This window comes from Rhodococcus wratislaviensis (assembly GCF_041228765.1).
In the GTDB taxonomy this organism is placed as follows: domain Bacteria; phylum Actinomycetota; class Actinomycetes; order Mycobacteriales; family Mycobacteriaceae; genus Rhodococcus_F; species Rhodococcus_F wratislaviensis.
In genome coordinates this window covers 475,717-487,625 of sequence record NZ_CP150488.1, presented here as the reverse complement: position 1 = coordinate 487,625, position 11,909 = coordinate 475,717, and the positions used below count along the sequence as shown (strand labels likewise).

Genomic DNA, 11,909 nt, shown 5'->3' with positions numbered 1-11,909 from the left:
GTTTACGACGGGGAGAGCTGGGCGGCCATCAGCGGGATGAGCGCCTGCAGGCCTTTCACGGGACGGACCATCACCTTGAACGACGTGATCTGGTCGCGGTCGTTCCAGTGGACGAGGTCGATGCCGTTGACGTGGATGCCGTCGAGTTCGGTGGCGAATTCCAGAACCGCCGAACGGTCGCCGTACCACTCCTCGACGTAGTGGAAACCGGTGCCGTCGAAGACGGTCAGGGCGGCGCGGAGGTACGCGAGGACCTTCGCCTTCCCTTCCTGTGGAGTGAACACCGCGGGTGAGGAGAACACGGCGTCGTCCGCGATCAGGGCATCGAGGGCGGCGAGGTCGCGATGTTCGACGACGTGGTGCCAGCGCTCGACGACGCCGGGGCGGGCCGGCAGTTCGGCGGTCATCCGCGGAACGCCGGGGTCGGGAGGTCTTCGCCGAACACGTCGGGCAGGTCGTCGCGCACGCTGTCGGGGAACACGGCGGGCCGTTTCTCGAGGAACGCGGAGATGCCTTCGCGCGCGTCCGGTCCGATGCCACGGATGTTGATCCCGCGTGTCTCGACCCGGTGCGCGATCATCGGATGCTCGGCGCCGAGTGCCCGCCACATCATCTGGCGCGACAGCGCCACCGACACCGGGGCGGAGTGCTCGGTCAGGCTTCGGGCCAGCGCGTACGCCTCGTCGAGCAGGAATTCACGCGGGTACAACTTGTACACGAGGCCGGCGTCGAACGCTTCCGTGGCAGGGAACACCCGGCCGGAGTAGACCCAGTCGAGGGCCGTCTGCATGGGGACGAGGCGAGGCAGGAACCAGGTCGAGCAGGATTCGGGGACGATGCCGCGGCGGTTGAAGACGAATCCGATGCGGGCGTCGTCGGCGGCGAGACGGAAGTCGGCGGCGAGGGTCATCGTGATGCCCACTCCCACAGCCGGTCCGTTGATCGCGGCGATGATCGGTTTGCGGGATTCGAACATCCGGAGCACCACGCGGCCGCCACCGTCGCGGCGGGCCTCGGTGTCCTCGTCCTCGTCCTGCCAGTGATCGAACGTGGCGGCACCGGCCGACAGGTCTGCGCCCGCGCAGAACGCTCGTCCGGCTCCGGTGAGCACGATCGCCCGGACGGAATCGTCCGCGTCGAGTTGGTCGTACGCGGCGATCAGCTCGTTCTCCATGGTGGTGGTGAACGCGTTGAGCTGGTCGGGCCGGTTCAAGGTGATCGTCGCGATGCCGTCCGCGACGGCGAGTCCGATGTGATCCACCGCCCCAGCATGACATTGTTACCGAACGATCGCTAGAGCGGGTTCTGTGACGGGACCCACTACCCTGGAGTGGTCGTGTGACGATCGGAGCGGGGACGGAGACCGAGGGATGTGCGCTGCAAAGGTGGCCGCCGTGGCAACGGGTACCGGGCGGCAGGTGATCCTCGACTCCGCGGTGGCCAACATGAACGAACGCGGCTATCACGGCACGTCCATGCGCGACATCGCCCGCGGCGCCGACATCACCGTCGCCTCGATCTACCACCACTTCGCGTCGAAGCAGGAGATCCTGCAGGACATCATGGTGCGCGCACTCCACGACGCCATCGCGATGACCCGCGGTGCGCTGCTCCGCTCGGGGGGCGCCCCCGCCGACCAGCTGCAGGCGCTGATGCGGGCGTGGGTCATGTTCCACACCACCCGGCAGCTGGACGCAATGGTCGGTGCCACCGAGATACGCAGCCTCGACGACGCCGGCCGCCGGCTCGTCGTCGCCCTCCGCGACGAGCAGGAGCACCTCTTCCGCGACGTCGTCGAGCGGGGTGTCGAGGAGGGTGACTTCGCGACCGAATTCCCGCGGGACGCCGTCCGCGGCATCATCAACATGGGTCAATCGGTGTGCACGTGGTGGCACGCCGACGGTCCGCTGAAGCCCGAGGAACTCGCCGAGCGCTACGCCGACCTCGCCCTGGCGATGGTGAAACCGACCGTCTGATCGCCGCCGCCGCGTCCCGGGCAGAATCGGGGCAGCGGTCGCCGCGGAAACGGAGCGTGAGATGAAGTTCGCCAGACGGCTCGACGCTCTCCAGCAGAGATACCCGGCGATGGGTTTCCCGATCGCCGTCACGTACAAATTTCTCGACGACCAGGGTGTGTACCTCGCGGCGTTGATCGCCTACTACGGGTTCATCTCGCTGTTTCCACTCCTGCTTCTGCTGTCCACGGTGCTCGGTTTCGTGCTGTCGGGGCACCCCGAACTGCAGCAGGACATCATCGACTCGGCGCTCAGCCAGTTCCCGGTCATCGGCGCCGACCTGGCCGACCCGCACCGGATCGGTGGCGGGGTGACGGGCCTGGTGATCGGACTCGTGGGTGCGCTCTACGGCGGCCTCGGGGTGGCGCTGGCCAGCCAGAACGCGATGAACACGGCGTGGTCGGTGCCCCGCAACATGCGGCCCGATCCGATCCGCGGCCGGCTGCGGGGACTGCTGCTGCTCGGGACGATCGGACTCGCCGTCCTCGGCACGGCCGCGGTCGCCGCGGTCGGCGCCGCGACGCACCTGTCCGGATCGTCCAGCGTGCTTCTCATGCTCGCCGCGATCACGATCAACTCCGCGATCTTCATCCTCGCGTTCCGGCTCGCCACTGCCCGGCCGCTGTCCGTCGCCGACGTCGCGCCCGGTGCCGTCGCGGCAGCCGTGTTGTGGCAGGTGCTCCAGTCGTTCGGTGCGTATTACGTGAGCAAGGTGGTGAGCACGGCGTCCGTGACGAACGGGGTGTTCGCCGTCGTGCTGGGGTTGCTGGCGTTCCTCTTCCTCGCCGCCGCGGCGATCGTGGTGTGTGTGGAAATCAACGTCGTCCGCGTCGACCGGCTGCACCCGCGGGCGCTGCTCGGGCCGTTCACGGACAAGGCCGACCTCGTGGAGGGCGACAAACGGACGTTCACCGACCAGGCGAAGGCGCAACGCGCGGTACCGCACGAGGGCATCCACGTCACGTTCGACGAAGTTTCTGCGAAGATGGACAGGCCTGGACCGCCCTCGAAGGAGGAGCCATGACCGAACCGATCTTCGACAAGTCGGAGCAACTGAAGCAGGTCCAGCAGGGCATTCTTCCCGGCGAGACGATCATCGCCGTGTACGACTGCATCGGCGCGGGCACCGGCTTCCTCGGGATCACGAACCTCCGCGTCGTGATCCAGGACAAGAGCTTCGTCGGCAAGCGCACCGCGATCACGTCCGTCCCGTACAAGAACATCCGGTCGGTCTCGTTCCTCAGCAACAAGTCGTGGGCCGGCCAGTTCTTCTCGTCCAGCAGCATCGCCGTCAACGTCGCCGACACCACGTACGAGGCCGACTTCCGTGGCATGGACAAGGCCCACCACGTGCACACGGTGATCCTCGAACACATCACGTGACGTAGGTCGCTCTGCTCCGGTGCGTCGCCCCAGGTCACGGCGACGCACCCACACGCCGCGCCGGTGAGTGGAATCACGCCCGCGCGGATTATCAATTCGCTTGCGGCCTCGCCCATACTGGTACGAGCCGGTGTGCCACTCTCTCGGCCCGGTTCATCCTCAGGCGAGTCCATTGGACGTGCTCGCCGATCCTACGATCAGCCCGACGGGAGTCTTGCTGCCATGACGCCGCCTGCAGTTCACCTCACCGAACCTGCGGTCACCGCTCGTCCGTCTCTGCGTCCGCGGATTCCGTCACCGAGTCGGCGGGGCGCGATGCTGGCGCTTGCCCTCGGCGGGTTCGGTATCGGCACAACGGAATTCGCGTCCATGGGCCTGTTGCCCGCGATGGCCGCGGGGACCGGGGTGTCGGAGCCGGTGGCCGGGCACTTCGTCTCCGCGTACGCGCTCGGCGTCGTCGTCGGGGCGCCCACGATCGCGGCGCTGGCCGCGCGCGTCGAACGGCGCACGCTGCTCATCGCGTTGATGGCCACGTTCGTCGTCGGCAATCTCGCGACCGCCCTCGCCCCCGGGTACGAGTCGCTGCTGGCGGCGCGGTTCCTCGCCGGGCTGCCCCACGGTGCGTACTTCGGGGTCGCAGCGTTGGTCGCCGCGCACCTGGCGGAACCGGGCAAGCGTGCCAAGGCGGTCGCGACCGTGATGATGGGCCTGTCGGTCGCGAATGTGGTCGGGGTGCCTGCGACGGCGTTCTTCGGCCAGATCCTGGGCTGGCGGTCCGCGTTCGTGCTCGTGGTGATCATCGGAATCGTGACGCTGGTGGCGTTGGCACGCCTCGTTCCGCCGCTGGCCGGGGTGCACGTGAGCAACCCGGTCGCCGAACTCGGGGCGCTGACCCGGGTGCAGGTGTGGATGACGCTGATCTTCGCAACGGTCGGGTTCGGTGGTTCGTTCGCCGTGTACACCTACATCAGCTCGACACTCACCGACGTGTCCGGGTTGCCGCACGCGATGGTTCCGGTGGCGTTGATGCTGTTCGGTTCGGGGATGATCCTCGGCAACGTCGTGGGTGGCCGCATCGCCGACAACGCGGTGGTCCCCGGGCTGTTCGGGTGCATGATCGCCCTGATCTGTGTCCTCGCCCTGTTCATCGTCGCCGCGCACAACCCGGTGACGGCGCTGGTCGTGCTGTTCTTCATCGGCATGGCCGTGACCGCGATCTTCCCGTCCGTCCAGGCGCGGCTGATGGACGCGGCGGGTGACGCGAAGACGCTCGCGTCGACGCTGATCCACGGCGCGTTCAACCTCGCCAACGCAGGTGGTGCGTGGATCGGCGGCGTCGTCATCGCGGCCGGGTACGGCTACACCGCCCCGGCCGCTGTCGGCGCCCTCCTCGGCGTCGCCGGACTGATCGTCCTCACGATCGCGGTCCTCCTCGACCGCCGGCGGGCGACGGCTCAGGCGGGAACTCCCGCGGAATAACGGTCCCGGAGGGTGCCCTTGACGAGTTTCCCCGTGGGGGTGCGGGGCAGGTCGTCGCTGAAGACGACGTTCCGCGGGACCTTGAACCGGGCGAGCCGGCCCCGCACGTGGTCGAGGAGTTCGGCGGCCAGCGCGTCGTCCCCGCTCACGCCCGGAACGGTCTGGACCACGGCCAGCACCGATTCACCCATCTCCTCGTCGGGGACCCCGATCACCGCCACGTCCAGGACGGCGGGGTGTTCGGTGAGGGTGTTCTCGATTTCCTGCGGATAGATGTTGACGCCGCCGGAGATGATCATGAACGACTTCCGGTCGGTGAGAAACAGATACCCGTCCTCGTCGAGGTAGCCGACGTCGCCGGTGGTGGTCCACGCCGGGTGCTGTGGATGCTGGGCGTCGCGGGTCTTCGCGGGGGCGTTGTGATATTCGAACGGCAGGGTGTCCCGCTCGAAGTAGAGGGTGCCGATCTCGCCCGGTGCGAGGTCGGCACCGTCGTCGCCGCAGATGTGGGCGACGCCGAGCACGGCGCGGCCGACGGTTCCGGGCTTGCGCAGCCATTCGTCCGAATTCACGAGGGTCATGCCGTTGAGTTCGGTGGACGAGTAGTACTCCGACAGGATCGGACCCCACCACTCGATCATCTGCCGCTTCACCTCCACCGGGCACGGGGCCGCGGCGTGCACGGCGACGCGCAGGCTGGAGACGTCGTACTTCTCCCGGGTCTCGGCGGGCAACTTCAGCATGCGGACGAACATCGTGGGCACCCACTGGCTGTAGGTGACCCGGTACCGCTCGATGTACGCGGGCGCCTTCTCGGCGTCGAAGCGGTCCATCACGACGACCGTGCCGCCGAGGGCCTGCACCGATGCGCAGGTGCGGAGCGGTGCCGCGTGATACAGCGGGGCGGGTGACAGGTAGACGGTGTCCGGCGTGACTCCCCATACCGTCGCGTTCATGCCGGTCATGGTGTCGCCCGGTTCCTGGATCTGCCGGGCGGGCAGTTCCGGTTTGATGCCTTTCGGGCGCCCGGTGGTGCCGGAGGAATACAGCATGTCCGCCCCGCGGGGCTGGTCGGCGAGCGGGACGTCCGACTCCGCGGCGGCGGCCTGGTCGAGCGAGTCGTAACCGGGAATCGTTCCCCCGAAGGAGAGTCGGTGCTCGGTGGCCGGGGTGAGGGTGGGGAGTTCACGCGCAACCGCGTCGAGTGCGGCGTCGACGATCAACGCCTTGGCGCCGCAATCCTCGACGATGTAGGCGATCTCGGACGCCGTGAGGTGCCAGTTCACCATCGTGAGGTAGAGCCCGGAACGCATCGCTGCCCAATAGACGTCGAAGATCGCGGGAGTGTTCGTGGCCAGCACCGCGACGTGATCTCCGCGGCGCAGTCCGAGGGAGAGCAGGTGGCGGGCGGTCCGGATCGAGCGGGACTCGAGTTCGGCGAAGGTGACCGTCTGCCCGGTGCCTGCCATGATCACGGCCGGCTTGTCGGGTGTGGTGGCAGCATGAGCGCCGGGATACATGGTTACTCCAATTCGTGGTGGAACGCGAGGGGTGAATCTGTTCGGCCGTCAGCCGAGTTGCTCCTGCGCGACCTTGGACCGGCGGGCCACGCCGGCCACCGACATCAGTCCGATGACCGCCGCCACGATCACGAAAACGGCGGGGGAGAGGACGTTTCCGGTCTTCTCCACCAGCCAGACGGCGACGAAGGGGGCGGTGCCACCGGCGATGACGACGCCGAGGTTCCAGCCCATGGCGACACCGGTGAAGCGGACGTCCTTGTCGAACAGCAGCGGCATCAGCGTGTACGACCCGACCTGGGTTCCGACGGTGTTGACCATGATCAGGAGGTAGGCGATCGCGGCGATCCACAGGCTGTGGTGCATGACGGCCATGGCGGGGTAGGTGATGATCGCGAATCCGGCGAGGCTGATCACGGTGAACCGTAACCGTCCGATGCGGTCGGCGAGCATGCCCCCGAGCGGCATCGCGAGCGCGACGACACCGATGACCGCGGTCGCGATCCAGTAGACCGGGGTGCGTTCGTAGCCGAGGCTCTTCATCAGATGGATGCTCATGTAGGTGAGGCCGATGTAGGCGGTTCCGTTGCACGCCAAACTGATTCCGACCGACTGCAGGAGGGCCAGCGGCTGCCGCCGGAAGACGGCGACGACGGGCGCCTGGGCCGGTCCGGAATCGGCGTCCTCGCCGTGCGTCTCCTCGACCCGGGTGCGGGCCCACAGGCAGAGCAGCGTCAGCGGCAACGCGAGCAGGAACGGGACCCGCCACCCCCAGCTTTCGAGTTGCGCGTCGGTGGTCAACGCCGACACCGTGCCCGCGACCGCTGCGGCCATCGCGAATCCCATCGTGGATCCGAGCGGGGTGAACGCCCCGTAGGTGGCCTTGAGATGCCGCGGCGCGGATTCGGAGATGAACGTGGCCGAGCCGCCGACCTCACCGCCGGCCGAGAATCCCTGGACCATCCGCACGACGACGAGGAGCACGGTGGCCCAGATCCCCGCTTGCGCGTGGGTGGGCAGGAATCCCATCGCCATGCTGCCGAGGCCCATGCAGACGAGCGTCGCGAGGAGGGCCTTCTTCCGCCCGAGCCGATCGCCGATGTGCCCGAACACGATGCCTCCGAGCGGACGCATGAGGTAGGCGGTGCCGAACACGGCGAGTGCCGACAGCAGTGCGGTGGCCGGGTCGCTGCTGGGGAAGAACAGCGGCGCCATCACGATCGCGAGGTAGCCGTACAGGCTGAAGTCGTAGTACTCGATCAGGGTGCCCACGCCGCCCGCGATCGCGGCGCGACGCGCTCGGATGCGGTCTTCGGTCCGCCATTCGGTGGTGGCAGCAGAACCGGTCAACTGGTCCGTCATAGGTGTCCTGACCTTTCGGAGGCGGATGAGACGTGCATCACGTCTCGTGGATCATGCCAAGCGAACGATCGATTGGCAAGGTGTTCGATTGACAGGCTCTTCATGTCGCCTCATCGCCTCTAACTGCTGAATATAGAGATATTGACTTCTGGCTCGCGTTCGGTCGATGATGAGAACTGGCCGAACGAGCGTTTGGCTACAGATCGACGTACTCGAAAGGACGCAGCGGATGACGACGTCCCACGCCGAAGCGGACACCCACGACCGGGAGGACTCGGCAGGCGTCGACCTCACGGCCCTCGCCAAGTACCTCGACGGCGCACTCGAGGGCGGTGTGACCGGCGACCTCGCCGTCTCGCTCATCAGCGGTGGCCGATCGAACCCCACCTACCGCGTCGCCGACGCCGACCGGACGTGGGTGCTGCGGCGTCCCCCCTACGGGCACGTCCTGCCCAGCGCGCACGACATGCGGCGCGAGTTCACCGTGATCAGGGGACTGGCGGGAACGGCCGTCCCGGTGCCCGACGCGGTGCTGCTGTGCGAGGACGAGGACGTGCTCGGCGCGTCGTTCTACCTCATGGAACTGGTGGACGGACGGCCCGTCGGGACGGTCGAGCAGGCGTCGGCGCTCACCCCGGACGACCGTCGCCGGCTCGGACTGGATCTCGCCGACACCCTGGCCGCGCTGCACGACGTCGACCCGGACGCGGTCGGGCTCGGCTCGTTCGGCCGCCCCGACGGATACCTCGAACGCCAGCTCGACCGCTGGTCCCGGCAGTGGGAGGCCTCGCGCACCACCGATCGTCCGGAGGTGTCCGTGCTGCTCGACAAGCTGCGCCGGGCGCTGCCCACCTCGCACTTCCCGGGCATCGTCCACGGCGACGTCAAACTCGACAACGTGCTCGCGTCCCGCGACGACGCCGGGAAGATCGTCGCCGTCCTGGACTGGGAAATGGCCACGCTCGGCGACACCCTAGCCGACGTCGGGATCATGCTGAGCTTCTGGGACCAGCCCGGCGCGGTCGACAACCCGGTGACCAAGGGCCTTGCCCGCCTCGACGGATTCCCCACCCGCGCCGAACTTCTCGACCGTTACGCCACGCAGCGCGGCATCGACATTCCCGACATCGACTGGTACACGGTGTTCGCCGACTTCAAGATCGCCGTCATCCTCGAGGGCATCAACGCCCGGCACGCGCAGGGCGACACGGTCGGCGGAGGTTTCGACGACGTCGGCGACATGGTCGGCCCGTTGTTGCACCGTGCACTCGACCTCGCCGCCGCGTCGCCCGTGTCCGAACTCCGCCGCTGACCGCGGCACCACCGAACAGATTGGAGCCACGGAAGTGGATTTCGACTACAGCCCGAAAGTGCTGGAACTGCAGGCGAAGCTGACGAAGTTCATGCAGGAGCGGGTGCTGCCCGCCGAGACGATCGCCGAAGAACAACTCGCTTCCAAACCGGACCACTGGGGTGCGCCGCCGATCGTGGCCGACCTGAAGGCAGCCGCGAAGCGCGAAGGCCTCTGGAATCTGTTCCTGCCCGCGCGAGAAGGTGCCGGCCTGACGAACCTCGAATACGCGCCCCTCGCGGAGCTCACCGGCTGGAGCCCGCTGATCGGGCCCGAGGCGTTCAACTGCAACCCGCCGGACACCGGCAACATGGAACTGCTGCACCTGTACGGCACCGACGAGCAGAAGCGGGAATGGCTCGAACCCCTGCTCGCGGGCGAATTCCGGTCGTGCTTCTCGATGACCGAACCCGACGTCGCGAGTTCGGACGCCAACAACGTCCGGCTCGAGATCGCCGAGGACGGCGACGACTGGGTGCTGACCGGCCGCAAGTGGTGGTCCACCGCGGCGTTGCGCGACGACTGCCGGGTGGCGATGGTCATGGGTGTCACCGACCCCGACGCCCCGGTCGGCAACCGGCACAGCATCGTCCTCGTTCCCATGGACACGCCCGGTCTGACCATCGTCCGGTCCACGACGGTGCTCGGCTTCACCGACCGCCATGAGGGCGGGCACGGCGAGATCGTCTTCGGCAAGGTCCGCGTCCCCCAGGCGAACCTCCTCGGACCGCGCGGCAAGGGTTTCGCGGTCGCGCAGGCGCGCCTCGGACCGGGGCGCATCCACCACTGCATGCGGTTGATCGGCATGGCCGAGCGGGCGATTGCGCTGATGACCGAACGCGCTCGCACACGTGTGGCGTTCGGCAGGCCCCTCGCCGACGAGGGTGTCGTGCAGGCGACCGTCGCGGACGCGCGGATCCACCTCGACGCCGCCCGGCTGCTGGTGCTGAGGGCCGCCTGGCGGATGGACGTCGAGGGCACGAAGGCGGCCCGTCACGACATCGCGGCCGCCAAGGTGATGGTCCCGCTGACGGTCAAGCAGATCGTCGACGACGCGATGCAGATCTTCGGCGGCGCCGGCCTGTCGCAGGACACGATCCTGCCGGTGCTGTACGCGCAGGCCCGGTTCCTGCAGATCGCCGACGGCCCCGACCAGGTGCACCGCCGCTCCCTCGCCCGAGCCGAGTTCGCCGCCACCCCGGTGCTGAAAGAAGTCCGCGGGTGAACGAGGACAGGACGCGCGCACGGCAGCAGAGCATCGGCGACATTCCGCGGCGGTCCGCGGCGCGTTTCCCGGACAAGCTCGCCGTCGTGCATCGCGACGTCCGGCTCACATTCGCCGAATTCGACACCCTGATCGACAGGGTCGCCGCGGCCCTCCACGCCGAGGGGCTGACGCGGGGCGACCGGCTCGCACTGTTGTCGCACAACTGCTGGCAGTACCCGGTGCTGAACTTCGCGACCGCCCGGCTCGGAGTGGTCCTGGTGCCGATCAACTTCATGCTGACCGGCGGGGAGATCGGATACATCCTCGACGACTGCGCAGCCGACGCGTTCGTCGTCGAGGACGCCCTGGTGCCTGTTGCCGAGAAAGCACTCGCGGAATCGAAGGGAAGCGTCCGGTTGCGGGCGACGATCCCGCTCGGCGACACGGCAACACCGGACGGCTGGCATTCGGTGACGGACTGGGTGGACGGCGAATTCGGTTCGCCGCCCGAGGTGTTCGTGGCGGACGACGACGTGGTCCGCATCATGTACACGTCGGGCACCGAATCACGACCCAAAGGTGCGATGCTCACCAGCCGGTCGCTGATGTGGCAGTACATCAGCTGCATCGTCACCGGCGGCATGAGCAGCGACGACGTGGAGGTGCACGCGCTGCCGCTGTACCACTGCGCTCAGCTCGACAACTTCCTCAGCACCGACATCTATCTCGGCGCGACGAGCATCATCGTCGACGGACCCGACCCGCAGGTCCTGCTCCGCACCATCGAGGCGGAGCAGGTGACCAATCTGTTCTGCCCACCGACGGTGTGGATCTCGCTGCTGCAGACGCCGGAGTTCGAGGGCGCCGACCTACGATCGCTGCGCAAGGGCTACTACGGGGCGTCGCCGCTACCGGTGGAGATCCTGCGCGAAATGAACCGCCGGTTGCCCGGCATCCGGCTGTGGAACTTCTACGGGCAGACGGAAATGGCGTCACTCGCAACGGCTCTCGGGCCGGAAGACCAAGAGACGCGCGGTGGTTCGGCAGGCAAACCCGCCCTCAACGTGGAGACACGCATCGTCGACGACCGGGACCTGCCGGTTCCGGCGGGCGAGGTCGGCGAGATCGTGCACCGCAGCCCGCACGCCACCGTCGGCTATCTCGGCCAACCCGAGAAGACCGCGGAAGCGTTCGCGGGCGGATGGTTCCACTCCGGCGACCTCGGCTACCTCGACGACGACGGGTACCTGTGGGTGGTCGACCGCAAGAAGGACATGATCAAGACCGGCGGGGAGAACGTCGCGACCCGGGAGGTCGAGGAAACACTCTACGAACTCGACGGTGTCGGTGAGGCCGCCGTGTTCGCGGTGCCGCACCCACGGTGGATCGAGGCGGTTGCCGCAGTGGTGGTTCCTTCCGCCGGCGTCCAACTCGACGAGAAGGACGTGGTGGAGCACTGCCGCGGACGACTCGCCGGCTACAAGGTGCCCAAGTACGTGATCGTCGCCGACTCCCTACCGAAGAACCCGAGCGGCAAGATCCTCAAACGCGTTCTCCGAGAAACATTCGGTTCCATTGCCCAGGCCTGAGCA

General features: G+C 67.8%; 11 protein-coding genes. 7 read left to right on the top strand and 4 right to left on the bottom strand.

Annotated features, from left to right (window positions below):
• Positions 1-2: 2 nt before the first annotated feature.
• Both WKC72_RS02285 and WKC72_RS02280 read right to left on the bottom strand, forming a co-directional pair.
• Positions 3-407, bottom strand: a complete 405-nt coding sequence (locus WKC72_RS02285) for a nuclear transport factor 2 family protein (RefSeq protein WP_370181612.1) — start codon at positions 405-407, stop codon at positions 3-5.
• Positions 404-1,261 carry a crotonase/enoyl-CoA hydratase family protein gene (locus WKC72_RS02280; RefSeq protein WP_370181611.1) on the bottom strand — a complete coding sequence of 286 codons (858 nt, stop codon included), beginning with the start codon at positions 1,259-1,261 and terminating at the stop codon, positions 404-406. Before WKC72_RS02280 ends, WKC72_RS02285 begins: the two co-directional genes overlap by 4 nt.
• Positions 1,262-1,370: 109 nt before the next feature.
• On the opposite strand from WKC72_RS02280, the gene WKC72_RS02275 reads away from it, so the two are divergent.
• The 4 genes from WKC72_RS02275 to WKC72_RS02260 all read left to right on the top strand — a co-directional run bounded on the left by WKC72_RS02275 (position 1,371) and on the right by WKC72_RS02260 (position 4,877).
• Positions 1,371-1,976 (top strand): TetR/AcrR family transcriptional regulator, encoded by a 606-nt coding sequence (locus WKC72_RS02275; RefSeq protein ID WP_011596490.1) that lies wholly within the window; start codon positions 1,371-1,373, stop codon positions 1,974-1,976.
• 61 nt (positions 1,977-2,037) lie between these two features.
• Complete coding sequence (locus tag WKC72_RS02270) at positions 2,038-3,039, top strand: YihY/virulence factor BrkB family protein (RefSeq protein WP_037228373.1); 1,002 nt, start codon at positions 2,038-2,040, stop codon at positions 3,037-3,039.
• Complete coding sequence (locus WKC72_RS02265; RefSeq protein WP_037228370.1) at positions 3,036-3,398, top strand: PH domain-containing protein; 363 nt, start codon at positions 3,036-3,038, stop codon at positions 3,396-3,398. The genes WKC72_RS02270 and WKC72_RS02265 overlap by 4 nt, the downstream gene beginning before the upstream one ends.
• 222 nt (positions 3,399-3,620) lie before the next feature.
• Complete coding sequence (locus WKC72_RS02260) at positions 3,621-4,877, top strand: MFS transporter (RefSeq protein ID WP_370181610.1); 1,257 nt, start codon at positions 3,621-3,623, stop codon at positions 4,875-4,877.
• Here WKC72_RS02260 and WKC72_RS02255 read toward each other — a convergent pair.
• Entirely contained in the window at positions 4,853-6,397 is a 1,545-nt protein-coding gene (locus WKC72_RS02255; RefSeq protein ID WP_370181609.1) for an acyl-CoA synthetase, read from the bottom strand. The genes WKC72_RS02260 and WKC72_RS02255 overlap by 25 nt on opposite strands.
• 48 nt (positions 6,398-6,445) lie before the next feature.
• Entirely contained in the window at positions 6,446-7,759 is a 1,314-nt protein-coding gene (locus tag WKC72_RS02250) for an MFS transporter (RefSeq protein ID WP_370181608.1), read from the bottom strand.
• 229 nt (positions 7,760-7,988) lie between these two features.
• On the opposite strand from WKC72_RS02250, the gene WKC72_RS02245 reads away from it, so the two are divergent.
• The 3 genes from WKC72_RS02245 to WKC72_RS02235 are packed head-to-tail and all read left to right on the top strand — an operon-like array spanning position 7,989 to position 11,906.
• Positions 7,989-9,071, top strand: a complete 1,083-nt coding sequence (locus tag WKC72_RS02245; protein ID WP_370181607.1) for a phosphotransferase family protein — start codon at positions 7,989-7,991, stop codon at positions 9,069-9,071.
• 34 nt (positions 9,072-9,105) lie between these two features.
• A complete protein-coding gene (locus WKC72_RS02240) occupies positions 9,106-10,335 on the top strand; it encodes an acyl-CoA dehydrogenase family protein (RefSeq protein WP_370181606.1) in 1,230 nt (409 codons plus the stop codon).
• Positions 10,332-11,906, top strand: a complete 1,575-nt coding sequence (locus tag WKC72_RS02235) for an acyl-CoA synthetase (RefSeq protein ID WP_370181605.1) — start codon at positions 10,332-10,334, stop codon at positions 11,904-11,906. The genes WKC72_RS02240 and WKC72_RS02235 overlap by 4 nt, the downstream gene beginning before the upstream one ends.
• Positions 11,907-11,909 lie beyond the last annotated feature (3 nt).